Source organism: Planctomycetaceae bacterium, from assembly GCA_039680605.1.
Taxonomy (GTDB): domain Bacteria; phylum Planctomycetota; class Phycisphaerae; order SM23-33; family SM23-33; genus JAJFUU01.
Genome location: JBDKTA010000068.1, coordinates 46,063 through 70,922, shown reverse-complemented (window position 1 = coordinate 70,922; position 24,860 = coordinate 46,063). Strand labels below are relative to the sequence as shown.

21 protein-coding genes and 1 riboswitch are annotated in these 24,860 nt (G+C 64.0%); of the genes, 13 read left to right on the top strand and 8 right to left on the bottom strand.

Annotated features, from left to right (window positions below):
• Positions 1-9: 9 nt before the first annotated feature.
• Both ABFD92_20445 and ABFD92_20440 read right to left on the bottom strand, forming a co-directional pair.
• A complete protein-coding gene (locus tag ABFD92_20445) occupies positions 10-1,821 on the bottom strand; it encodes an ABC transporter ATP-binding protein (protein MEN6506910.1) in 1,812 nt (603 codons plus the stop codon).
• Between the two features lie 65 nt (positions 1,822-1,886).
• Positions 1,887-3,911, bottom strand: a complete 2,025-nt coding sequence (locus tag ABFD92_20440) for an APC family permease (GenBank protein ID MEN6506909.1) — start codon at positions 3,909-3,911, stop codon at positions 1,887-1,889.
• Positions 3,912-4,073: 162 nt separating this feature from the next.
• Here ABFD92_20440 and ABFD92_20435 point away from each other — a divergent pair, with 162 nt between their 5' ends.
• From ABFD92_20435 to scpB, 7 genes are all read left to right on the top strand, one after another.
• A complete protein-coding gene (locus ABFD92_20435) occupies positions 4,074-4,862 on the top strand; it encodes a sugar phosphate isomerase/epimerase (GenBank protein MEN6506908.1) in 789 nt (262 codons plus the stop codon).
• 176 nt (positions 4,863-5,038) lie between these two features.
• A complete protein-coding gene (locus ABFD92_20430) occupies positions 5,039-5,983 on the top strand; it encodes a fumarylacetoacetate hydrolase family protein (protein ID MEN6506907.1) in 945 nt (314 codons plus the stop codon).
• An 18-nt stretch (positions 5,984-6,001) separates the two neighbouring features.
• Positions 6,002-6,781 carry a ThuA domain-containing protein gene (locus ABFD92_20425; protein ID MEN6506906.1) on the top strand — a complete coding sequence of 260 codons (780 nt, stop codon included), beginning with the start codon at positions 6,002-6,004 and terminating at the stop codon, positions 6,779-6,781.
• 1 nt (position 6,782) lies between these two features.
• Positions 6,783-7,826, top strand: a complete 1,044-nt coding sequence (locus tag ABFD92_20420) for a Gfo/Idh/MocA family oxidoreductase (GenBank protein ID MEN6506905.1) — start codon at positions 6,783-6,785, stop codon at positions 7,824-7,826.
• A gap of 186 nt (positions 7,827-8,012) precedes the next feature.
• Positions 8,013-8,309, top strand: coding sequence for a HigA family addiction module antitoxin (locus tag ABFD92_20415; protein MEN6506904.1), 297 nt, complete (start codon positions 8,013-8,015; stop codon positions 8,307-8,309).
• A 146-nt stretch (positions 8,310-8,455) separates the two neighbouring features.
• Positions 8,456-8,932 (top strand): hypothetical protein, encoded by a 477-nt coding sequence (locus ABFD92_20410; GenBank protein MEN6506903.1) that lies wholly within the window; start codon positions 8,456-8,458, stop codon positions 8,930-8,932.
• Between the two features lie 106 nt (positions 8,933-9,038).
• Positions 9,039-9,944, top strand: coding sequence for an SMC-Scp complex subunit ScpB (gene scpB, locus ABFD92_20405; protein MEN6506902.1), 906 nt, complete (start codon positions 9,039-9,041; stop codon positions 9,942-9,944).
• Positions 9,945-10,039: 95 nt separating this feature from the next.
• Here the strand turns inward: scpB and ABFD92_20400 are convergent, their stop codons facing one another.
• Both ABFD92_20400 and ABFD92_20395 read right to left on the bottom strand, forming a co-directional pair.
• Entirely contained in the window at positions 10,040-10,390 is a 351-nt protein-coding gene (locus tag ABFD92_20400; protein ID MEN6506901.1) for a hypothetical protein, read from the bottom strand.
• Positions 10,391-10,678: 288 nt separating this feature from the next.
• Positions 10,679-11,590, bottom strand: coding sequence for a Spy/CpxP family protein refolding chaperone (locus ABFD92_20395; GenBank protein MEN6506900.1), 912 nt, complete (start codon positions 11,588-11,590; stop codon positions 10,679-10,681).
• A 137-nt stretch (positions 11,591-11,727) separates the two neighbouring features.
• Here ABFD92_20395 and ABFD92_20390 point away from each other — a divergent pair, with 137 nt between their 5' ends.
• The 4 genes from ABFD92_20390 to ABFD92_20375 all read left to right on the top strand — a co-directional run bounded on the left by ABFD92_20390 (position 11,728) and on the right by ABFD92_20375 (position 14,902).
• Positions 11,728-12,696 carry a hypothetical protein gene (locus ABFD92_20390; protein MEN6506899.1) on the top strand — a complete coding sequence of 323 codons (969 nt, stop codon included), beginning with the start codon at positions 11,728-11,730 and terminating at the stop codon, positions 12,694-12,696.
• Between the two features lie 243 nt (positions 12,697-12,939).
• Complete coding sequence (locus tag ABFD92_20385) at positions 12,940-13,764, top strand: AAA family ATPase (GenBank protein MEN6506898.1); 825 nt, start codon at positions 12,940-12,942, stop codon at positions 13,762-13,764.
• On the top strand, positions 13,761-14,351 hold the full coding sequence (locus ABFD92_20380) for a hypothetical protein (protein MEN6506897.1): 591 nt from the start codon (positions 13,761-13,763) through the stop codon (positions 14,349-14,351). Before ABFD92_20385 ends, ABFD92_20380 begins: the two co-directional genes overlap by 4 nt.
• An 11-nt stretch (positions 14,352-14,362) precedes the next feature.
• Entirely contained in the window at positions 14,363-14,902 is a 540-nt protein-coding gene (locus ABFD92_20375; protein ID MEN6506896.1) for a prepilin-type N-terminal cleavage/methylation domain-containing protein, read from the top strand.
• Between the two features lie 6 nt (positions 14,903-14,908).
• Here the strand turns inward: ABFD92_20375 and purE are convergent, their stop codons facing one another.
• The gene (gene purE / locus ABFD92_20370; GenBank protein MEN6506895.1) at positions 14,909-15,418 is read right to left on the bottom strand and encodes a 5-(carboxyamino)imidazole ribonucleotide mutase; all 510 of its coding nucleotides are present in this window, start codon (positions 15,416-15,418) and stop codon (positions 14,909-14,911) included.
• Positions 15,419-15,539: 121 nt separating this feature from the next.
• Positions 15,540-16,796: an alcohol dehydrogenase catalytic domain-containing protein gene (locus ABFD92_20365; protein ID MEN6506894.1), complete on the bottom strand. Its 1,257-nt coding sequence runs from the start codon at positions 16,794-16,796 to the stop codon at positions 15,540-15,542.
• A gap of 77 nt (positions 16,797-16,873) precedes the next feature.
• Between ABFD92_20365 and ABFD92_20360 the strand changes: the two genes are divergently transcribed.
• On the top strand, positions 16,874-18,364 hold the full coding sequence (locus ABFD92_20360; GenBank protein MEN6506893.1) for a hypothetical protein: 1,491 nt from the start codon (positions 16,874-16,876) through the stop codon (positions 18,362-18,364).
• A 103-nt stretch (positions 18,365-18,467) separates the two neighbouring features.
• Here the strand turns inward: ABFD92_20360 and ABFD92_20355 are convergent, their stop codons facing one another.
• The gene (locus ABFD92_20355) at positions 18,468-20,291 is read right to left on the bottom strand and encodes a homoserine O-acetyltransferase (GenBank protein MEN6506892.1); all 1,824 of its coding nucleotides are present in this window, start codon (positions 20,289-20,291) and stop codon (positions 18,468-18,470) included.
• Between the two features lie 180 nt (positions 20,292-20,471).
• Complete coding sequence (locus ABFD92_20350; protein MEN6506891.1) at positions 20,472-21,776, bottom strand: O-acetylhomoserine aminocarboxypropyltransferase/cysteine synthase; 1,305 nt, start codon at positions 21,774-21,776, stop codon at positions 20,472-20,474.
• Positions 21,777-21,950: 174 nt separating this feature from the next.
• Positions 21,951-22,063: riboswitch (SAM riboswitch) on the bottom strand.
• Positions 22,064-22,274: 211 nt separating this feature from the next.
• Between ABFD92_20350 and ABFD92_20345 the strand changes: the two genes are divergently transcribed.
• The gene (locus ABFD92_20345) at positions 22,275-24,758 is read left to right on the top strand and encodes a PAS domain S-box protein (GenBank protein MEN6506890.1); all 2,484 of its coding nucleotides are present in this window, start codon (positions 22,275-22,277) and stop codon (positions 24,756-24,758) included.
• Positions 24,759-24,860 lie beyond the last annotated feature (102 nt).

The following is a 24,860-nucleotide window of genomic DNA, read 5'->3' as shown; positions in this document are numbered from 1 at the left end:
CCGCCGCGACTACGCGAAGCCCGCCTCATCCAGCTTGAACTGCCGTGTGCTGGTCGACGTGGCCACGGTGTGCAGGTGGTGAAAGAGCCCCTGGCGGCTCATCAGTTCCTTGTAGTTGCCGTCCTCGACCAGCCGCCCCGAATCGAAGACCAGGATCCGGTCAGCCGTCCGGATAGTCGATAACCGGTGGGCGATCACGAAGGTGGTGCGGTTGCGAAAGACCGCCTGCAGCGCCTGCTGGACCAGCGCTTCGGACTCGTTGTCCAAGGCGCTGGTGGCCTCGTCAAGAATCAGCAGGTCCGGGTTCAGCAGCAAGGTGCGGGCGATGGCGATGCGCTGGCGCTGCCCGCCGGAAAGGCCCATGCCCCGCTCGCCGACGCGGTAATTGAGTCCGCCAGCGAGTTGCTCCACGAACTCACGCGCACAGGCCTGTTCCAAAGCACGGTTTACATCTTCCGCCGAGGCATCGGGGCGCACGCACCTGAGATTCTCCTCGATCGTGGCGTCGAACAGGAACGGTTCCTGCAGCACCACGCCGAACCGCGCGCGGTACTGGCGCAGCGAGAAACTCCGGATGTCGTGTCCGTCGATGGCGATGCGCCCGACATTGGGATCGTAGAACCGCAGCAGCAGATTGGTGACGGTGCTCTTTCCGGCCCCGCTGCGCCCCACCAGCGCCACGCTCTGGCCCGGCTCGACGCAGAAGTTCACATCCGACAGCACCGGTTTGTCCTGATAAGCGAACATGACGTCGGCGAACTCGGTCCGCCCCGTCAGGCGCGCCGGCAGCGGGCGCGCCGGTTTGTCGATGACGCTCGATTGGGTGTCGAGCACGCTGAAAAGCTGATCGAAGCCCGTGCGGGCAGTCACGATCTGCCCGTACACCTCCGTCAGCGACGTAATCACGTTGACGAAGATGGCCTGGTACGTGATGAACGCCACCAGCGTCCCGGTGCTCATGCCCCACTGGAAGACGTAGTAGGCTCCCAGCACGTGGATGGCCGCGGTGATGGTGAAACTCAGCGAGGAGGACATCAAGCCCAGGCGCGTCTGCTCGACGCGGGCGCGGATGAACTTCTCCTGCACCGACCAGATCTCGCGGTCGAAGTCGCCGTCGACGCGGTCTTCCAGGGCGTGGGCCTGAATGGTCTTGTTGCCCTGGAGTTTGTCCAGAATATAGCCGCAGACGAAGTTGTGAGCGTCGTTGCACTCCAGGGCCTGCTCCCGCAGCCGAGGCCCCATCGCCTTGGCCACCAGCACGTACGCCGCCGCGCCCAGCAGGATCACCCCCGTCATCGGCAAGCTCAGCCAGGCGCACATCACCAGGGCGAAGACCAGGCTGGTCAGGTGAATGGCCATGTGCGAAAAAAGGAACGAGACCATCACCCCGATCCGAACGATGCACTGAACGAATACCCGGTCGTGCAAGAAGCCCGAGGGGTACTGTCCGTGAAATCGCAGGCACAACCGCTGGATGTGGCGGAAACTCATCGACCGCAGCTTGAAGACGATGGCCTCCTGGTCGCGGATGATGATCTTCTGCGAGACGTACCACAGACCGTTTCGCGACAACTGCATCAGCAGGAAGATCGCCATCGCCCCGCCCGCCAGCGCCAGGCTCTTCTCCGGAATCGCCACGTCGATGACGTACTTGGTGAAAATCGGACCTGCCGCCACCGCCACGGCACAGGCCGTGACCACGCTGCTGGCGAACAACAGCCGCCATCGGTGCGGGCGCACCAGCGGCCACATCCGCCGGGCGATCTCCTGCAGGGAATACTTCTTCAGGTTGAATGAGGCTTCGCGAAGCTGCTCGCTCATGGTGGTTCGCCGGACAAAGTTGGGGATTGTATCACCGGCCGGCGTGAAAGAAAGAACAATCCCGCCTACCGGGCGCCTTTGACGGCCTGCTCGACGCGGATGGGCAGCACCACGAAGGGAATGCCCTGCTGGTAGCAGCGTCGCTGGATGGCAAAGACGATGTTGTTGTGCAGCAGGCGCGTCAGCAGCGAGTCCTTGGCGAAGACCAGTTGGCCGCCGAAGAAGACGGCCCGGGGGAACCGCTGGAGCACCTCGGGCACTATCTCCATCGTCTGGTCGACGATATCGACCCCGACGCGGCAGAAGCCCTCGGCGTAATGCCCCTCGGCCTGGACGTAGTTGACATAGCGGTTGATTTCGGCCTTGATGAATGTGTTGAGGTGTTCGACTTCCTCGGCGCCTTTGAAGTTGCCCGCGTCGATCACCCCGACGTTGACGAACGCGAAGTTCTGGAAGCTTTCGCCGAAGAGGCGCACCACGTTGAGCAGCGAGTGCAGCCCCACGCCGTTGAAGCCGCTCACCAGCAGCACCGCCGTCTTGTCCTGCGGATCGAACTTCACCGGTTTGGCCGGGACGGGCGCCTTGGCCAGCATGGCCTCGGTAGGCACCAGGCTGTCCAGGCGTTTGAGCAGGGCCCTGTCGACCTGGTACTGGCGGTGGATGTACCAGGCAATGGCTACCAGCGACCCGGTGATCAGCAGCGTCACCCATCCGCCTTCGCCAAACTTCAGCACCGTCAACGATACCAGGATAAAGGCGCTAAGCAGCAGGCCCATGCCGTTGATGGCAAGACCCCTCCGCCATTTCGCCCCGGCTTTTCGCTCCTGCCACCAGTGCCGAACCATCCCTGTCTGCGAGAGGCAGAACGTGATGAACACGTTGATACTGTAGAGAATCACCAGCAGATGCACCTCGCCGCCGGTGCCCAGCATCACCACCAGCGCCGCAGCCCCCATCAGCAAGATGCCGTTCTGCGTCACCAGGCGGTCGCTGAGCATATTGAACTTGGTCGGAAACCAGCGGTCGCTGGCCATGTTTGCCAGAACCCGCGGACCGCCCAGAAAACCCGTCTGGGCGGCCACGAACAGAATCGCAGCCTCGCTCACCAGCGTCACCAGAACAAACGCCCCCGCCCACGCCGCCGGCCAGTGCGACGTCATCGTCTCCAGCAACACGGCGTTGACGGTCTTATCGGCCGGGGGCTTGCCCAGGTTGTAAAGGATGTAGCCGACCATCAGCCCCACGGCCGTCAGCGCCAGCGACCAGGCCATGTATCGCATCGTGCGGCGGGCGGTCTTGACGCGAGGCTCGCGCAGCAGCGGCATGGCGTTGCTGACGGCCTCGATTCCCGTGAACGTTCCGGCCCCCATGCCGTACGCCCGCAGGACGATCAGGATCGTTCCGATAAGGCCCAACTCCGTCACCGCGTTGTGCACGTCGAGGCGGGCGGCATCCACCACTTCGGGAATCTGCCCGGCGTTGTCGATGACGCCGTAGATGATCGCCGCCGCATGTGTCAGCAGAAAGATCAGGAAGATGGGAACCAGCGGCATGACTGATTCCCGCACGCCCCGGAGATTGAGCACCGTCAGGCCCACCACGCCCACGCCCGCAAACGCCAGCTTGTACGGACCGACGTAAGGCAGCCAGTCCTTCGGCAGCGAACTGAAGATCGCGTCGCTGCCTGCGGCGATCGACACCGAGATCGTCAGCACGTAGTCAATCAGCAGCGCGCAGCCGCTGACCATGCCCAACTCGGGCGTCAGCAGCTTGCTGGCGACGACGTAACCGCCGCCGCCGCTGGGAAACTGGTCGATAATCTGCGAATAACTGGCACTGATGACGAAGACGGTGATCGCCGTTCCGATCGCCACGAAGATGCCCAGGTAGATGTGCCCCTCCAACGCCAGGTACGCCTCGGCGGGTCCGTACGCGGTCGAGGACAACCCGTCGGCCCCAAGCCCGACCCAGGCGAAGAACGCCACCAGCGTCAGGCGGTGAAAGATCGACTTATCGCTGAGGCTGTGAGCGCCACCGATAACCAGCGTCCGGGCTCGCTGAAACAGGTTCTTGCTGTCGTCTTGAGACACCGCTATTGCCGCCTTGGGGCCGCGCCCCAGCCTGATAAGGGGCTTATCATGTCAGGAATTCCGCACCGATGCAAGACGCCGTGGCGCAATCTTGATTCGCCTCTGCCGCTCCAGCGCGCGTGCCGTTGCTTTTGGGGCCTTCCTCCGGTAGCGTGGACGGTCATGTGGCCAATCGCAAACATGGTCTGGGCCGTCGGCGATATCGTCGAGCCGACCCAGCAGGTTCGCTGGATCCGCCAGGGCGGTTTCGACGGCGTGGCATTCCACGCCTGCGCAGGGCAGTTGCCCTGGTGGGCGGGCATAGATCCCGCCGCCTGCGACGCGGCCGCCCGCCGCCAGTGGCGCAGCGACCTTGCCGACTTTCGCCTGCGGGAAGTTCACGCGCCCTTCGAGATCGAGTTCGTCCAGGGCAAGCTGTCCCAGGCCGCCGCGGCCCTGACGCCGATCATTGCCTTCGGCGGCGACCTGGGCGTCGATGTCATCACCGCCCACGCCGCCCTGCCCGCTGAAGCTGACCCCGCCTCGCAGGAGTGGCTCGATACGATGGGGCAGATCAACGCTTCCGCCGCCGCGGCTGGAGTGAGGATCGGCCTGGAGATCCTGGGCGACTTCGCGTGGCTAGGCCGCTGGCGCTTGCCGCAGATCGGCGTGACGCTGGACGTGGGGCATTTGTTCTCGGCCGTCGGCGGGGTTGAGGGAATCGAGAAGATCGGCGGCATCAGCGGCCTGATCCGCAAGATCGCCCCACACCTGATGCACCTGCACGTGCATGACCATAACGGCCAGGTGGATCACATCGAGACCGGCACCGGCCTGATCGACTTCGCCGACATGATGCGCGGCCTGGCGGCAATCCATTACCGCTACGGCATGACGCTGGAGTTCAATCCCTCGCGCGTGACCCCGGAGGGCATGCTCCGCTCGCGTGAGTACCTCCAGGGCTTGAGGTAATACGGAGTGCGGCGGCACCAGCCGCCGCTTTGGGAGTTTCTCGCAATCCGGAAGTTTCCCCCGCGATCGAACAACTTCCAAAGCGGCAGCTAAGGCTGCCGCACTCCATAGACTCCTCTCCAGGCGCACTTCATAAATTATTGTTGTCTACCCACCCACTCGCTAGACTACCGGCCATGAAACTGGCAACCTTTGAGATTGCATCGCGGCAGAGTTTCGGCGTCGTGCGGGAGGATCGCGTCGTCGACATTCCCACGCTCTGGCCGGACGGGCCTGCCACGCTGCTAGCGGCGTTTGAAGCCGGCCCACAGGCACTGGCAACGATCGCCGCTCTGGCCTCTGCCGCTCACCGCTCGCCGCTGGCCACTCACGATCTCAAATCGGTGCGTCTGCTGGCCCCCCTGCCCGCCCCGCCCAAGCTGTTGGGCCTGGCCGTCAATTACCTCGAGCATCATCGCGAGTTCGACCGCGGCCACGACATGCCCGACGATCCCTCGCGCACCACCACGCCGCGCCCCTTCCTCATGCCCACCACGGCAGTGGCAGGCCCGGGCGACGAGATCCCCTGGCCGGCCTTCAGCCGCCAGATCGACTACGAGGTCGAGTTGGCCGTCGTGATCGGCCGAACCGCCCGCCGCGTCAGCGCCAAAGACGCGATGGATTTCGTAGCCGGATACACCATCGCCAACGATATTTCCGCCCGCAGTTGCACGCACGCCCAGGGGCGTGGCAAGCGGCCCAAGGACGATTTCTTCGACTGGCTGCACGGCAAATGGGCCGATGCGTTCTGCCCGATGGGCCCGTGGATGGTGACAGCCGACGAGGTCGGCGACCCGCAGAAGCTGGCCATCGGCCTGAGCGTCAACGGCGAAACTCGACAACAGTCCAGCACGGAACTTATGATCCACAGCGTGGCCGAGATCGTCTCGTTCTGCAGCCACCTGATGACGCTGGCGCCCGGCGACGTGATCGCCACGGGCACGCCCAGCGGGGTGGGCATGGCCAGCGGGCGGTTCCTGGCTGCCGGCGACCGCATCACCTGCACGATCGAGAAGATCGGCGACTTGACGAACACACTCGGCAGCGCCCCTGCCGAGTTTTATGAACCCTGCAATCGGTAACCGAACCTGGAGACACTGATGAGCAAGATCAACGTTACGGTCTGGAACGAGGGACGCCACGAGAAGAGCCATGAGGCCGTCCAGAAGATATACCCCAAGGGCATGCATGAGGTCATCGCCGGCGCGCTGCGGGCCCAGAGCGACATGAACGTCCGCGTCGCCCTGCTGGACGACGGCCCGGAGCACGGTCTGACCGACGAGGTGCTCGAGTCGACGGATGTGCTGACGTGGTGGGGTCACATGGCCCATCGCGACGTCAGCGACGCCATTGCCACCAAGGTGCAGCAGCGCGTGCTGCACGGCATGGGGCTGATCGTGCTGCACAGCGGGCATTTTTCCAAGCCGTTCACGAAGCTCATGGGCACCGGCTGCGGGCTCAAATGGCGCGAGATCGGTGAGAAGGAGCGCCTCTGGAACCTCAAGCCCAGCCACCCCATCACGCAGGGCATCGGCGACTACTTCGAGATCCCCAACGTCGAGATGTACGGCGAACCGTTCGGCATTCCCGAGCCGGACGAGTTGATTTTCATCTCGTGGTTTGAAGGCGGCGAAGTCTTCCGCAGCGGTTGCTGCTGGACGCGCGGGCTGGGCAAGGTGTTCTACTTCCGACCCGGCCACGAGACGTGCCCGATCTTCTACAACCCCGACGTGCAGAAGGTCATCATCAACGCCGTGCGCTGGGCGCGCCCGCTGTCCTACGGCGACGCCGGCCTGGCTTGCCCCAACTACAAACCCATTGAGAATGTTCCCCACCGCGAGATGGACCTCAGCAACGTCCCGCACCTGAAAGGCAAATAACATGGAGAAACAACGCATCGGCGTTATCGGCCTGGGAATGGGCCAGGCCCACGTGCATGGTTATCGCCAGCATCCGATGGCCGAGGTGGTCGCCGCGGCCGACGTAAACGTCGCCCGCCTGCAAACTCAGGGCAAGCAACTGGCGATCCCGGGGCTCTATACCTCGGTTGAGAAGATGCTCAAGACCGAAAAGCTCGACATCGTCAGCGTGGCCACGCCTAACAAGTTCCACATGCCTCTGACGATTGCGGCCCTCAAGGCCGGCTGCCACGTGCTGTGCGAAAAGCCCATGGCGATGAACGCCGCCGAGGGGCGCAAGATGCTGGCCGCCGCCAAGGCCGCCCGCAAGCGAGTGGGCATCAACTTCTCGTTCCGCTTCAACGACCAGTCGTGGGCGCTGAAGAAGCAGGTGGAATCGGGCGTGCTGGGCGATGTGTACTTCGCCGAGACCACCTGGATGCGCCGCCGCGGCATGCCGGGCTTCGGCGGATGGTTCGGCACCAAGGCGCTGGCCGGCGGCGGACCGCTGATCGACCTGGGCGTGCATCGCATGGACCTGGCGCTGTGGCTGATGGGCTACCCGCGCCCGGTGTGGGTGCTGGCTAACACGTACGACCACATTGCCCGTCCCATCGCCAAGGCGCAGGGCAAGACCTTCGACGTCGAAGACATGGCCGCAGCGATGATCAAGTTCGCCAACGGCGCCACGATGATGGTCAAGGCCTCCTGGGCCGGAAACATCGCCGAAAACGAGAAGATGGAAACCCGCCTCCTGGGCACCAAGGGCGGCCTCGTGCAGCGGAACCTGGGCGAAGGGTACAGCTTTGAAGCCGAGTTGTTCGTCGAGCGTGAAGGCGCGCAGTTCGACATGAAGCTGCACCCGCCGATGCCCGGCGCGGCAAGCTGCTACTACCAGTTCGTCGACGCCATCGTCAACGACCGCCCCCACACCGCCACCGGCGAAGAAGGCCTCGTCGTGATGGAACTCATCGACGCCATCTACGCCAGCGCCAAGCAAGGCAAGCCGATCAAGATCGGAAAGTAGCGCAACAAGAGACAAAACCGACGACGAGGACGAGGACGACGACGAGAACGATGAAATCGGGTGCCATGGCGGCCGTTTCCCAGCCGCCATGTCCGCGACCGATCACACAGCCCCGGGTGACGCGAAAGCGAAGCCCGGGGCTTTTGTATCTATTGGTGATCGGAATAATAGCCGCTGAGGTCGAACATGAGCACGGTTCTCAAACCCGTTCATCCCGGTGAAATCTTTCAGGAAGAGTTCCTCAAACCGATGGGGATTACGCAATATCGCCTGGCGAAGGATATCGGCGTTCAGCCTACCCGCGTGAACCAAATCATCAAAGGCCGGCTTGGGGTCACGGCCGATACGGCATTGCGGTTGGGGCGTTATTTCGGGATGTCGCCGCAGTTCTGGCTCAACCTCCAGTCCTACTACGATCTCGAACGAGCGCGCGAGCGGCTCGAAAAGCGGATTGAAAAAGAAGTGGTCGTTCGTGTGGCGTGATGCAAGGCGCGGCGGCTCCCCCGCTGCACTGGCAGTTACCATGAGTCCTTGACCGGCTCAGTCACCCCGCATATCCTCTTGCTGATGAGTGGCCCCCATATCCCCCTGTCGGCGCCGGGGGCACTCAACGCCGCGACAGGATACCTATGATCACCTTCACCTGCGAACATTGCGGACGAGAAATCGCCGCCATGACAAACCAGGCAGGCAGCACCATTGCCTGTCCTCAGTGCGACGAACCGTTGCAGGTCCCTCTCGACCAGCGCAATCCGCTGGAGTCGCTCGCTGATACCCTAGCTGAGCCGGAATTGCCGGGAAGACGACCGCGACGTCTTCCGGCCCCTGCTGTGCCAGTTCCCAATCGTTCCGCGGTCGCCGCTTTTGCGCTTGGCATTGCATGCATCGTAATCCCAATATCGGGGTTCATTTTCCAGTCCTTGCTGTGTCCCGCGTTGATAATGGAGGTCGTCTGTGCAGTTTCCGGCGGCATCCTGGGATTGACGGGTTACCAGAATGCTCTGCGCATCCGACGCGGGAAAGGTCTGGCGGTGGCCGGAACGATCCTCTGCTTTGCGCCAATGCTATTGACCGTCATCGTCTTCTATCTCCTGCGGTTTCGCTGACCACCGCGCAGTCGGTCCTTGTGCCCGCAGTATCCAAAGCGGTGGCTGAGCCCGCCGCATCCCATAGGTCTTGACCGGCGCGAGGTGTGCCGATACCTTGGTGCCCATGGATGACGCCCCTGAATCTGAAGTGCCCGTGCAGGATGGAGCCGCGCAGGACTCGCCTGACGATGCTGCTCCTTCCCCCGAAGATACTTCCACCTCCCCCGCCGATGCGCAGGGGCAGGCGGCCGTCGAGGCCATGCTCATCGCCAGCAACGCTCCGCTGACTGCCGCCCGCATGGCGGCGGTGGCCGAGCTGCCCCAGGCGGAGGTCCGCGGGGCGATTGAAGCCCTCAATGATCGCTACGAACAGACGGGCGGGGCGTTTCGCATCGAAGAGGTGGCCGGCGGGTTCCTCATCATGACCTTGCCCGAACACCAGGGCGTGCTGGGGCGACTGCTGCAGGTACACAAAGAAACGCAGCTCACGCAGCCGGCGATGGAGACTCTCGCCGTGGTCGCGTACCGCCAGCCGGTCATGCGGGCCGACATCGAGGCCATCCGCGGCGTGGCGTGCGGTGAAGTGCTGCGCGGTCTGCTCGACAAGCAGCTCGTCAAAATCGTCGGGCGCGCCGAGGTGCTGGGTCGGCCGATGCTCTATGGCACGACGCGGCGATTCCTTGAAGTCTTCGGCCTGGCGAGCCTGGACGACCTGCCCAACGTCGAAGAACTCAAGAGCGGCGACAAGCCCGTCCCGCCCCAGACCTCCGACGAGGCCGCCGTGCAAGAGCCCGCTGAAGTCGATCCGGGCCAGGCCCCGCCTGCAACGGAAGAGCCCGCCGCGGAAGCGGCGAATGCAACCCCAGCCGACGAGGAATTCTTCGATCCCGCCGCTGCCAAAGAAGCGGATGAAGCTGACGAAGACGATGATGACTGGGATGACGATGAAGATGACGAAGATGACGAAGATGATTGGGATGATGATGAGGAAGATGATGACGATGAGGAGGAGGACGGGGAAAAGGAGTAGCATGGGCACCTGCCTGCCGGCAGGCAGGTCTTGCCCATGAGTTCCACGGGCGTCTCGCCCGTGGTGAACGGGGATGCAGGGGCGGGACGGTCAGGCTACGCTGCAAAGCTTCTCTTGTGATGCACTGCCGCCGGGCGGATCTTCTTGATCGGGGCAAGGCTGAGGGCGGGCGACTTCTCAGGCACGCGGACAATGCTGTCCATTCCAAAGCGCCCGGGCTCGAGGCCGAAAGCCGCATAATCGGTAAACCACTGCCCGTCGGCGCAGTAGCGGAACTTGAACTCGCCGACAGGAAGTTTCAGGCGAGCCTGCCAGTTGCCGCGCCCGTCGTTGGACATGCGCAATTCGTCCTGCCGCCAGCCGTTGAAGTCGCCGGCCACAAAGACTGACTTCGCCGCGTCTCGGAAGAAGCTGAACTCAACCCAATTATTTCGGACAGTTACCATGCAATGTGTTCCTTGCACAAACTCTTCCGTCTACTAATCGGACCAAAGGCGTCTCAACTTCAGCGCCTCCTGTAATAATCGTAGGAGGAATCCCGCCCCGCTCCCCTAAAAGGTATAAGATTCTTGCCCCAGCGGCAGCAGGTGCGTCACCTATCTTCGCCGGCAGGCAGGAAATGGTTCCCACGGGAGCGTCAAGCGACAGTAGACAAGCTTGGTTTTTGTGAAACCCCAAAAAGCAATCCCCCCGCGCGAGGCACGGGGGGATTGCCACAAACGACGGTTTCGCGGTCATTCGTTCGGCGCGGGCGCCGGAGCAGATTCGCCGCCTTCACGGCCGGGGCCTCGGCGACGACCGCGCTGGGATCGTTCGCGTGGGGCTTGCTGGTCGCCGCCCTCTTCGCCGCCGGGGCGGACCTGGGCGTCTCTCCCCTGGCCGCCCTCGCGGGCGCCGAGGCGGTTCTTCATCTTTTCAATCGCCGCGCGCTGTTCATCGGTGAGCACTTCGTCGTGAATCTTCTTCTGGGCCTCTTCCATGATGGCACGGATCTTCTGGCGCTGTTCGGGGGTGAGGTTTGCCACTCCCATCGGTCCCATGGGCATCATGCCGGCGGGCCCTCGCTGGTCCCCCCGCTCTTGACCGCCGCGCTGAGCTTCTCCGCCGCGCTGGCCCTTGGCGCCGCGCTGGCCGCCCCGGGCGTCTTGGCCTTCTTGCCTGCCCTGGCCCTGTTGCTCCTGGGTGCGTCGTCCGCCGCGGGTCCGGGTCTGGCGCATCTTGGCTTTCTGCTGGTCGGTCAGCACGCCTTCGATCTTCTTATTGCACGCGACGGCGAGCTCGCGACGAGAATCGTACAGGGCCTTGACCTGGTCTCGCAGTTCCTTGAGCTGGTCGGTCTGACCGGCTTCTTCAGCGGCGCGGACCTTATCCATCGTTTCTTTGAGCTTGGCCTCGTTGTTCTTCATCCACTCCTGCATGGCCTGTTTGTTGGCGGCCCGGATCTCCTCGATCTGCTTCTTCTGCTCCGCCGTCAAGTCCAGCGAGGCCAGCGCCTGATCGGGGATGGGGCCGATGAACAGCGGCGGACCGGGCTGGCGCTGGGGCGGCGGGGCATCCTGTCCCTGATCGGCCTCCGCCTGCGCCATCGCATAGCTCGCTGTCAACGCGACAAACGCCATTGCCACCACACTCAATACGTGTTTCATCCCAGTGCTCCTGATTCGTCACCATTCGTCGGCCGGTCGCATGGTCCGGCACCGCAAGGCCCAACGCGGTCTGACGCCGCATATTGCTTCGTTGTCGGCATTTGGGGATAATCACTCACCAGACACGGGAGCACGACATGCCCAGCAAATACCCCCTGTTCGACCGCAGCGCGTTGCATCTTGAGCCGCTGGACCAGCGGCGGCACGAAATGGATCTCGGATCGGTGTTGCAGGTCGGCCAGCGCCCTGTGCCTTTTGAGCACCCCGATCTGCCTGCCGTCGCGGCGGCTATGCGAACCGCCCGCGACCGCGGCGCCGGAGTGGTGATGTTCATGGGCGCCCACGTGATCAAGCAGGGCCTGTCCCGCTACGTGATCGACTTGATCCGCGGCGGGTGGATCAGCGCCCTGGCGATGAACGGGGCCTGCGCTATCCATGATTATGAATTGGCCCGCATCGGCGCCAGCACCGAGTCGGTGGCGCATTACATCCGCGCGGGGCAGTTTGGGCTGTGGCAGGAAACCGGCGACCTCAACACGATCGTGTCAACCGGCAACGTCGAGGGCCTGGGCCTGGGCGAAGCCGTCGGCCGGGCGATTTGCCGAGACAACCTGCCGCACAAGGACGTCTCGATCTTCGCCGCCGCGTACGAGGCGTCGGTGCCCGCGACGGTGCATGTCGGGATCGGCTACGACATCCTGCATGAGCACCCCAACTGCGACGGGGCGGCCGTCGGCGAGGCGAGCTATCGCGACTTCCTGATCCTCGCCCGGGCGATCGAGACTATCGAAGACGGCGCCGTGCTCTGCTACGGCTCTGCCGTCATGGGACCGGAGGTCTACCTCAAGGCCCTGGCGATGGCCCGCAATGTGGCGTTTCAGCAAGGCCGCCAGATCCGTCATATCACCTCGGCAGTTTTCGATCTGCTGCCGCTGTCGGGCGACATACACGCCGAGGCTCCCAAGGACAGCTTCGAGTACTACTACCGCCCGTACAAGACCGTGCTGGTGCGCACCGTCGCCGACGGCGGGACAAGCTTCTACATCCGCGGCGACCACCGGGCGACCCTGCCGGCCCTGCACAAGCTGCTGACGCAGGCTGGGTGAGGGGCAACCAGCGGCGAATGTCAGCGGCGGGGCTTGCGCCGCGCGGTTGTTGGCGACAGGAAAGACCCGTCGAGCAAGTCGAAGATCCGCCGTGGCGGGCTCGACCGCTAACAAGACAAGCAATGCCTCGCATTTCCCCTCCACGTGAAACCATCAAGCAACATTTCTCATTTCGCCGAAGAAAGTAACACGGCATTGATGGACCAAATGTCGGCCGCGTGAATGGAATCGAGGATTTGCGGCATGTACATAGACTTCTATGGGCTCAAAGAAGAGCCGTTCAACATCACGCCCGATCCGCGTTTTCTCTACCTGACCGACCAGCATCAGGAAGCGCTGAACCATTTGCTTTACGGCGTGCAGCAGCGCAAGGGATTCATTCTTCTGACGGGCGAGGTCGGGGCCGGCAAGACCACGCTCTGCCGCGCACTGCTGAACCGCCTGGGCGAGAAGTACCAGACCGCCCTGCTGCTCAACCCCGCGGCCATGAGCGAAACCCACCTGCTGCGGGCGATCGCGCAGGAGTTCGGGCTCGTCGGCGTCGGTCGCGACCACTTCGACCTGCTCCAGGCGATCAACTACCACCTGATCGAGGTCAACTGCGCCGGACAGGACGCGGTGTTGATCGTCGACGAGGCCCAGACGATGTCCGTCCAGGCCCTGGAGATGGTTCGGTTGCTGAGCAACCTCGAAACCGAAAAGCAGAAACTGCTGCAGATCATCCTGGTCGGTCAGCCGGAACTGGCGCACACGCTGGCGCGGCAGGACCTGCGACAGCTCTCGCAGCGCATCACCGTACGCTATCACCTGGGCACGATGACCCGCACCGATACGGCCGAATATCTGCGCCACCGCCTGAACGTGGCGGGCCTGGCGGGCAGTTCGCGCGGGCTGCACTTCGAACCCTCCGCCGTCCGGGCGATCCACCGCTTCGCCCGAGGCACGCCGCGGCTGATCAACGCCCTGGGCGATAAGGCGTTGCTGGCCGGTTACGTCAGCCAGACGCCGGCGATCAGCCGCCGGCTGGTGCGGCTGGCTGCCCGTGAGCTCAAAGGGAGCGTGTCATGAGCCTGATCAACGACGCGCTGAAGCGAGCTGAACTGGAGAAGCCCCGCCTCGATCCTGCTATGGCGTCGCCGCTGCGGGAACTGCCTTCCCCGTCCGGACGGTCGAGTCTGGCGGCGAAGTCGGCCGTCGGGGCGCTCCTCCTGGGCGCTGCGGCGTTGGCAACACTTGTCATCACGGGCGCCGCCCGTCCGCATGCCGCGCCGCCGGCGGCGACAGTAAAGACAGACGTCCCTGCAGGGGCCCCAGACGTCGACCCCCAGCAAAACGTACCGGCAGTGAACAGGGACGGATTGCCCTGCAACACGCCCAAGCCTTGCGCGGCGGTGGCGTTTGAAACGATCAGCCCAGAGGACGCTGCACCGCAAGCGGTGGCGGCCGCGACAGGCCCGCAAACCATAGCGCCTGCTCCCACGGCGAGTTCCTTCAAGCTCAGCGGCGTGATGTACGGACCATCGGGCCCGGCAGCCATTATCAACGGGCACGCCCTGCAGACGGGCGATCAGATCGAGGGGGCGCGGGTGATGCGAATCGACAGTCAGTCAGTCCTGCTGACCATTGACGGACAAACGCTGGTAGTGCGCCTCTGAGGAATATCACGATGATAACGAAGACTTGGCCGGAAACTCGCGCCCGCGGGGGCAAAGGCCCCGACCGGTGCTTCACGCTGGTCGAGATCCTGATCGTGGTGGTGATCCTGGGGATCCTGGCGATGATCGTCATTCCCTATTTCACCAACTCCAGCCAGGACGCCCTCGAGGCCGCCCTGGCTTCCGATCTGGCCACGGCACAGAAGGCCATCGGTCTCTACACGATCCAGCACAACGATCGAGGCCCGCATCTCAATGCCGCCGGCAAGCTCGACACGACCAACGCAATTGCCCGCCTGATCTCCAAAACCGACGCCAATGGCAACATCAGCAAAGACGGAACGCTGGGTCCGTATCTGCCGGAGTGGCCCAAGAACCCCAAGGCATCGAGTTCTATGGCCAAGACCATCATCTTCGGCACGGCCAGCCCCGCACCCACATCCGGCTCGGGCGGATGGTATTACAACACCAGCACCGGTCAACTCAGCGCGATTCAGAAATCCGTCGAGGCGCCCAAGGTCAATCCGCGCGGAACCACGCCGCTGTTATAGCTGACGCTACAAGGTGCTCTGAACCTGCTCGTTCTTGCGCAGAACCTTGTCGCGCTGGCTCCGCTTGAATTGAGCGAGCCTGCGGGCCAGGGCCTTGTCGCCCAGCGCCAGGATGGCGGCGGCGTAGACAGCCGCGTTGGTCGCCCCGGCGGCGCCGATAGCCATGCAGCCAACCGGGACCCCCGGGGGCATCTGCATGGTGCTCAAGGCCGCGTCGAGCCCGTTGAGCGATCCGCTGTCCATGGGCACGCCGATTACCGGAAGGGTGGTGCTTGCGGCCATCACGCCGGCCAGGGCGGCGCTCATGCCCGCCGCGGCAATGATGATCTTGAGCCCGCGCGACGCTGCCGTCGCGGCGTACTGGTGGGCTTCTTCGGGCGTCCGATGCGCCGAGACGATCCGCACCTCGTACGCCACGCCCAGTTCCTTCAGTTGGGCCAGGCAGCGCTTCATCGTCTCCAGATCGCTGTCGCTGCCCATCACCACGCCCACGATCGCTTTCCCTTTGGCGGCCATAATCGTCCTTTCCTTGTTTTTCTTGCCTGGGCGACGTGACGGCCGTTTCTCTGCCGCCATGCCGCCGCCGGGCATCAGGGACATGGCGGCGGAACAACGGCCGCCATGGCATCCACACGGTCTATTGCTTGCGGAAATCGAAAGCTACTCTGATGGCGCCGGGCCCGCGCATATGCATTGCCGTGGCCAGTGCGCGGCGGTAATCGCCCAGCTCGAACGTATGCGTCAGAAGCCCCTCGGTTTTGAGCCGCCCGCCGGCCATCAACTCATGAACCAGCGGATACGTCGCGATCTGCCGCGAGCCGAGGCGTTCAATCTGCCGGCCGTACGCGCCCCGCACGTCGAGTTCCTGGAACCACAAGGCGGTCAAGTCGGCGCCGGCGGCGCGTCCAGTTCCGAGATAGATCACCTCGCCGCGGCTTCGCGTCCATCGCAGCGACTCAGTCAGGCTGGCGGCGCTGGTGACGCATTCGAAGACCACGTCATACCCGCCCGTCAGAGTGCAGTTGTCGAATCGGACGCGATGGATGCTCGCGCCGGTTGCCTCGGCGATTGCCTGGTACCGCCCCCGGCGATCAGCGGGCAGTTGCAGGCATCGCGAGGCCCCCATCGCCATGGCCATCTTCGCCTGGCTGGGACGGCGCACGATAACGTGGATCTCGCCGCCATAATCCATCGCCCGCAGCGACGTGATCACGCCCAGGCCCAGCATACCCGCCCCATACACCAGCACCCGCCGCGCTGAGGCAAGCCGATCCGATCGCAGCACCGCGTGAAGGCTGCAGGCCAGAGGATCGGTCAGCACCGCCTGTTCGTCGCTCAGGCTGTCCGGCACCGGCACGAGTTGGCTGACGTGAGCCACGAACGATTCGGCAAACGCCCCGCCGGTGGCGCGGTTGTACCCCACACTGGTGCCCGGCGGCAGACGAGACTCGCCCTGGCCGTCGGCGCCGAAGTTCTCGCACGCGCCGAAATGCCCCGCCGCGCACGCCCCGCACGGCGGGTCGATCCCGCGCACGGGGCAGCTCAGACCGGGATCCACGCAGACGCGCCGCCCCACCCACTCGCCGGCGACTTCGGCCCCCACCGCCTCGACGACCGAGACGTTTTCATGCCCAAGAACGAAAGGCATTGAGCTGAACGCCTGCAGAATCGAGTCGGGAACCTGCTTCTGAGCGAGGATGGCGCAGTCGGTTCCGCAGATTCCCGCCAGGCGGGTCGAGACGCGCACCCACTGCCCCGTCGGAAGATCCGGCACGTTCATCTCGCGCAGCGACAGCCCGTTCAGGGGCGTCAACTGGCAACCGCGCCAGACCTTTCGCAAGGCCCAGCAGGCCGCCCACCCCGCGGGTTTTACGTCGTACACCAGCGCACGCATGAGGATACATGTACCCACAGGCGGCGAAATTTGAAAGAGTGCAGTTTGCCCTGACTAGAATCCTGCCAGAGGCTCTTATGAGACTGGACATCCTTGCTCTGTTGGCGGCTATCATTGCCGCCGTGGTTTGCCGCGGATGCGCAAAGGCTATCACGTTCCCGTCCAAACCGGCGGCCGAGAACGGTCTGGCCGGCGGCGCCTTTCGCGCCTACGACACCGACGGCGACAGAACGAATGACTTCTTCCTCCTTGCCGATGCCGACGGGCGGGTCGATCGCATCGGCTATTCAGCCGGCACGAGCGGCCGGCCGGATGAGATCATCCGGCTGGACGACATTCCCGCCGGGCAGTGCCCGCACCTGGTGCTGATCCTGGACGGATTCGGGTTCGACGTACTGGAGCGTTACTACGCCCAGCGTAATCTGCGGGTCTTTCACAGGCCCTCCCGCCTCATCGCGCCGTACCCGACGCTGACCGACCCGGCCATGCAGCGCCTGCTGAATGGACCGCCCCCCAGGGCATTGGAGTCTGCATATTTCAACAGGCAAGAGAACGAACTCAAGGGCGGACCGCGAGACTATCTGGCCGGTATCAATCAGCCATACAACACGATGATGGATTACCGCGCCGGCACCTTCACCGACGCCATCGCCTACGTCGCACCGTGGAAAACCTTCATCAGCGAAACCGGAAGTTGCATGTCCGCCTTCGAACGCAGCGTCGCCGACGGGCAGCGGGAGTTCCTGGCATACTTTGTCAGTTCGGCCGGCATCAGCACCGCCGACGGCGAGGAGGGGCAGCGTCGCGCCCTGGAACGCGTCGAGCAAATGGTGCTCCAGACCTTGCAGATGTACCGGGGCAAGGTGAAGATCACGCTGCTGGCCGACCACGGACACAGCTATACCGCGGCGCAGCTCCTGGATTTCGACGACCTGCTCAAGGACAAGGGATGGCAGGTCGGTGAGTCGCTCAAGGGCGACAAGAGCGTCGTGCCCGTACCGTTCGGACTGGTGACGACGGCAAACTTCGTGACGGGCCGCCGCGCCGAACTGGCCGCCGACCTCATTGCCATCGATGGCGTCGAACTGGTCAGCTACCTCGAAGGCGACGCGGTGGCCGTGCTCGGGCGCAACGGCCAGAAAGCCTTGATCCGCCGCGCGGAGAAGAACGCCTATCGCTACAGCCCCGTCCGAGGCGACCCGCTGCGCCTCCAAGGCGTCCTGGATGATTTCTCGCGATCGTATACAGCCGATGAGATGCTGGCTTTGAGCGGCCGCCACGACTACCCCATCCCGCTGCAGCGTCTCTGGGGGGCGCACCACGATCTGGTGCAGAACCCGCCCGACGTGATCGCCTCGCTGGCCAATGATCGCTATTACGGCGCAACGTATTTTTCCGGGAAAGTGAAAGTGGCGTCGACCCACGGCAGCCTCAACAAGACCAACAGCACGACATTCATCATGTCTACCGCGGGCCCCCTGCCCCCGCTCCTGCGCAGCTCAGATGTGCATAGCGAGTTGGGTAAGCTTCTGGGGCGGCCATTCCCGCAAAAGCCTTGGAGGAAATAAGACCTATACGACGCATGGGACCTATAGGAACCACAGGACTAATAGGAGTGAGAATCGTTTTTCATAGGTCCCATAAGTCCTATCGGTCCCATACCTATCCCCCCTACCGGCTGAGCACGAAGATCGCCAGGTCGGCGTTTCGATTGGGGTCCAGCGTGATCTCTTTTGCCTTTTCGGTGTCCAGCGCCACGCGGCGGTGGATGGTGATGCCCTTGTCGCTGCAGAAGGCTTCGAAGTCGTCCAGCGTCAGGAAGCGGATGTTGGGCGTGTTGTACCACGTGTAGCGCAGGAGCCCTTCGCTGCGCGGCGCCCGCCCCTCGTGGTAAAGCATCTCCCGCAGCTTGCGATAACCGAAGTTGGGGAAGCTCACCACGCATCGCCGCCCCACCCGCAGCATGTCGGCCACCACCTGCTCGACGTCCTTGATCGCCTGCAGCGTCTGCGAGAGCACCACGCAGTCGAACTGCCCGTCGCCGAACGACCGCAGGCCGTTGTTCAGGTCGGCGTGCATGACGCTCAGCCCGCGACGCACGCACGCGATGATCTCCTGCTCGTCGATCTCAATGCCGTGCAGCACCTGGTGGCCGCGAAGGCGAAGCTGCGTCAAGAGCCCGCCGCTGCCGCAGCCCAGGTCCAGCACGCTGGCGCCGGGCTCGATGAGGCTGGCGATGAGGCTGTAGTCCAGCCGCTGGGGTCGGCTGGGGCTGAAGATATTCGTATGGCTGATGCCCCCGGCGTCGTCGGCGTCGCCGGGTCCGTCGTCGTGGGCGTCGCCGCTGAGGTCGCCCAGGAATGCCCGCACCAGCTCGCCGTAGACGCGCACCTCGTTGTCGAGCAGGAAGGCGTCATGCCCGCAGGTGCTTGCGACGTTGCAGTACGAGACCGCGCGCTGGGCCTTGATCAGCGCGTTGACAATGTGCTGCGACTCGGCGGGGCTGAACAGCCAGTCGCTGCTGAAGCTGACGACCAGCCATCGCGCACTGCTGCGACGGAAGACCTCCGCCAGGCGCTCGGGCGTGGCGCCCAGGTCGAACAGGTCCATCGCCATCGACAGGGCGATGTAGCTGTTGGCGTCGAACCGCTCGACGAACTTGCTGCCCTGGTAGCCCAGGTACGTGCCGACGGAGAACTCTTTTTCAAACTCGATGGCCACGTCGCGCGGGGCCAGGCGGTCGCTCTCGAACTTCTCCTGCATCGCCTCGCGCGAGAGGTACGTGATGTGCCCGATCATGCGGGCAATCGCCAGGCCGACGCTGGGACCGGCGATCTTGTCGTAGTATTCGCCGCCGAAAAAGTGCGGGTCGCGCAAAATCGCGTTGCGGGCGACCACGTCGAACGCCAGCGCCTGGCTGCTCAACCGCGCCGACGACGCCAGCGGAATCACGCCGGCCATCTCGTCGCCGTACCGCGCGGCCCACTGGAGCACCTGGTGGCCGCCCATCGAGCCGCCGATGACGGCAAGGAGCTTGCGGATGCCCAGGTGGTTCATGAGGCGCCGGTTCACTTCGACCATGTCGCCGATGGTGATCGTCGGGAACGCCGGTCCATACGGTTTGCCCGTTGCGGGATTGAGGCTTCCCGGCCCGGTCGTTCCGCGGCAGCCGCCCAGGATATTGGGGCAGATCACGAAATAGCGGTCGGTGTCGATCGGGCAGCCGGGCCCGACGAAACCCGCCAGGTCCCACCAGCCCGCATCGTCGCCTTCGTCGTGGCGCGCCACGTGCGAATCGCCCGACAGGGCGTGGCAGATCCAGACCGCGTTGTCGGCTGCGGCGTTGAGGCGGCCGTACGTTTCGTAGACGACTTCGATCTGCTCGAGCCGCCCGCCGCGTTCCAGCGTCAGCGGCTGATCGAACACCGCCCGCCGCGCATGGCGCAGCGGCCCAACCCCGCGAATCGAATCCGAACTTTGGAAACTTTCGGTCATTCTAAATCCATCTCACCGCAGAGGTCGCAGAGAACGCAGAGGGGGATAGGGACAGGGAATAGTGGAATACTGGAAGGATGGAATACTGGGTACGCGCCGAACGTCAGCTTCCATTCTTCCATCATTCCTTTCTCTGTCTTTCTCCGCGATCTCCGCGATCTCCGCGGTGAATCTTCCCGGTCAAACCTGCGAGGCCTTGAGGGCCTGGTCGAGGTCTTCGCGGATGTCTTCGACATCTTCGATGCCCACGCTCATGCGGATGTACGAAGGCGTCACGCCGGCGGCGCGTTGCTCGTCTTCGCTGAGCTGCTGGTGCGTCGTCGAGGCCGGGTGAATCACCAGTGTCTTGGCGTCGCCGATGTTGGCCAGGTGGCTGGCGAGCTTTACGGCGTTGATGAACTTGACGCCGGCGTCTTTGCCGCCCTTGATATCGAAGCCGACGATCGCGCCGGCCCCGCCGGGCAGGTACCGCCGCGCGTTGGCGTGATAGGGGCTGCTGGGCAGGCCCGCGTAGGTCACCTTTTCGACGGCGGGGTGCTTCTCGAGCCACTGGGCCAGCGTCTGGGCGTTCTGGCAGTGTCTGGGCATGCGCAGGTGCAGCGTCTCCAGGCCCATCAGGAACAGAAACGCGGCGAAGGGGCTCATGCACGCCCCGGTGTCGCGCAGCCAGTGGGTGCGAATGTGGATGATATAGGCGATGTTGCCCATGGGCGCCAGCGCCTCGGCAAAGACCATGCCGTGATACGACGGGTCCGGCGCGCAGAACTCCGGCCAGCGCTTGGGGTCGTCCGCCCAGCGGAATCGCCCGCTGTCGACGATGGCCCCGCCGACATGTACGCCGTGTCCGCCGATGAACTTGGTCGTCGAGTACACGACGATATCGGCCCCGTGCTCGATGGGGCGCAGCAGCACCGGCGTGGTGACGGTGTTGTCGACGATGACCGGCAGGCCCAGGCTGTGGGCGGTCGAGCAGATTCCCGCCAGGTCCGGCACGTCGTTCTTGGGGTTTCCGATCGACTCGAGGTACACGCAGCGCGTGTTGGCGTCGGCCAGTTTGCGGATCAGCTCGGGCTTGTCCGGGTCGAAGAACCGCACCTCGACGCCCAGGTTCTTGAGCGTCTGCGAGAACAGCGTCCACGTCCCGCCGTAGAGGCTCGTCGAGGCGATGAAGTTCTGCCCCGAGTGCGTGATGGTCAGCACCGCGGCCGTGATGGCGGCCATCCCGCTGGCGAACGCCAGGCCGCCGACGCCGCCGTCGAGGGCGGCCAGGCGCTTCTCCAGCACGTCGTTGGTGGGGTTCATCAGGCGGGTGTAGATGTTGCCGAATTCCTGCAGCCCAAACAGCGCGGCCGCATGGTCGGTGCTCTTGAACAGATAGCTGCTGGTGGCGTAGATGGGCACGGCTCGCGAGAGCGTGGCCGGATCGGGCTCCTGCCCAGCGTGAAGGGCCTTGGTGCCAAGGCGGTAGTTGGCGGAATCAGTCATGTTGCTGCTTACTCCTTCTTGAGAGTCAAGTAATCAGTAATCGGTAATCAGTAATCACTGCTGTGTGTTGCCCGGTTATTGATTTCTGATTACTGGTTTTCACATAAAAAAACCTCTCGCAAGGAGAGGCGCCAACATCGCAAAGTTTCGGCTTGTTTACCCGCTGCGGAGCGGGTCACATCGGCCCCTTGCGGGATGGCTGCGGCACCTTATCGCTTTCCAACATCGTCCGCGACAGGTTGCCGTGCGGTCGTCGGGCCAGAACCCTCGCGCACTCTCGATGATGCACGGATGATAACGAACCAGCGCCGAGCGAGCAAGAGAATTCGATATGCCCGGCGAAAGGACGAAGGTGTGTGCCTGCGACTGGAGGCGAGCTCCTGTCTTAGGTATTTCCCCTATTCAATTTGCAGCCTTTTTCCTATTTAGACTGCCACTGAATTTTGATAGTCTGAATGAATGATACTGAGGCAACATTAGCCCGCGAAAGGCCACGCCATGGCTCAATTCCCCGCTGTTCCAGTCACCCCGCACAAAGCGGGCGAGGAGGAGCTGCAGCGCCAGCGCGAGTGGCTGCGCGTCACGCTGACCAGCATCGGCGACGCCGTCATCGCCACCGACGCACAGGGGCGAGTGACCTTCCTCAATCCCGAAGCCGCCTCGGTAACCGGCTGGAACGAATCGGAGGCCGCCGGCCAACCTGTCACGTCGGTCTTCCACATTATCGACGAGCGAACGGGGCAGCCGGCGGGCGACCCGGTCGGCAAGGTCCTTCGCGAGAAGAAGGCCCTGACGCTGGCCAACCACACCGCCCTGCGCCGCCGAGACGGCAGCGAAGTGCCCATCGAGGACAGCGCAGCTCCCATCCGCGACGCCGCCGGCGAGGTGATCGGGGCCGTGCTGGTCTTTCACGACGTGACGGAGAAACGCCGCTCTCAGCAAGCCCTGACCGAGAGCGAAAAGCGCTTCCACTCGCTGTTCACCAACATGGTCGAGGGATTCTCCCTGCATGAGGTCGTCACTGATGAAACGGGACGGCCGGTGGATTACCGGTTCCTCGATGTCAATCCGGCCTTCGAGCAGTTGACCGGGCTCAGGCGGGAAGAGATCATCGGCAAGCGCGTGCTGGAGGTCCTGCCCCAGACGGAGCAGCATTGGATCGACACCTACGGCAAGGTGGCCCTGACCGGCGAGGCCTGCCGGTTCGAGAACTACTCCGCCGCACTGGGGCGATGGTACGAGGTATTTGCTTACCAGCCGGCCCCGCTGCAGTTTGCCGTGATCTTCACCGATATCACCGCCCGCAAGGCAGCCGAGAATGAGCTGGGCATCCTCAACCGCACGCTGGTAGCCTTGCGGCACTCCAGCCAGGCCATGACCCGCGCCGTCAACGAGGACCAGTATCTCCAGGAAGTCTGCAAGATCATCATCGAGGACTGTGGCCACGCCATGGTCTGGATCGGATTCGCACACGACGACCCCGGCAAGAGCGTCCGGCCGGTCGCCTCGGCGGGATTCGAGCAAGGCTACCTTGAAACGCTGCAACTTAGCTGGGCCGATACGCCGCGAGGGCGCGGACCCACCGGCACTGCCATCCGCTCGGGAAAGCCCGCCACCTGCCGCAACATGCAGACCGACCCCAAGTTCCTGCCCTGGCGCAGCGAAGCCGTCAAACGCGGCTATGCCTCCTCGCTGGTCCTGCCGCTGATGTCCCGCGGCAAGGCAATGGGCGCGATCTCGATCTATTCCACGCTGCCCGAGGGCTTCACCGATGAGCAGACGCGCCTGCTGGCGGAACTGGCTGACGACGTGTCGGTCGGGATCAGTTCCATCCGCCTGCACGAGGCCAACGTGCGGGCCCAGGAAGCCCTGCGGCAGGCGCACGACGAACTCGAACGCCGCGTCATCGAGAGAACCATCGAACTGGCCAAGGCCACCGACGCCGCCAAGGGCGAACGCCAGCGCCTCTTCGACGTGCTGGAGACCCTGCCGGTCTACGTCGTCCTGCTGAATAGGGATTACTACGTACCCTTTGCCAACCGGTTCTTCGAGGAGAACTTTGGAAAATCCCATGGCCGGCGGTGCTACGAGTACCTCTTCGAGCGCACGCAGCCGTGCGAAGATTGCGAAACCTTCACCGTTTTCAAGACCCACGCCCCCCACCACTGGGAGTGGACCGGCCCAAACGGCCACACGTATGACATCTTCGACTTTCCCTTCACTGATTCCGACGGTTCGTCCCTGATCATGGAGATGGGCATCGACATCACCGAGGCCAAGCGCGCCCAGGACGCCCTTCGCGACCGCTCGATCCAGTTGGCGCATCTGGCGTCGGAACTGACGCTGGTCGAGCAGCGCGAGCGGCGCCGCCTGGCCGAGGTGCTTCACGACGACCTCCAGCAGCTCCTGGTCGGCGCCAAGTTCCGCCTCGTCCCGTTGGAGCGATCAAGCGATCCCAAGACCCAAAAGGCCGCGGTGGACGTGCGGGAGCTGCTCGACCAGTCCATCGAGTGCTCGCGGTCGCTGACGGGGGATCTTTCCCCGCCGATCCTCCACGAGGGCGGGCTGATCGCCGGCCTGGAGTGGCTGGGACGTTGGATGCAGCACAAGCACGGCCTGCGCGTGGATGTCCATGCCGACGGGGACGACGCACCGGGTCCCGAGGACATGATCATTCTGCTGTTCCAGTCGGTCAAGGAATTGCTCTTCAACGCCGTCAAACACGCCCACGCTCGCTCGGCGCACGTTCACGTCCGATGGTCGGATTCGCAGATCGAAGTCACCGTCGCCGACGAGGGCGCCGGATTCGACCCTGCCGCCCTGGCCGCCAAGGCCGGCAAAGGCGGCGGGTTCGGGCTCTTCAGCGTCCGCGAAAGGCTCGACCTGCTCGGCGGCAAAATGGAGATCGATTCCCTCCCCGGCCGCGGCAGCCGCTTCAAGCTGGTAGCCCCGCTCCAACGCCAGCCGCCTGCGCAGGCGTGAACAGATCCAAAGAAAGAGCGAACTATGGAGTGCGGCAGCAGCAGCTGCCGCTTTGGCAGTTTTGGGAATGGACTTGTCTCGTAGAGCAACGCGGCTCGCCGC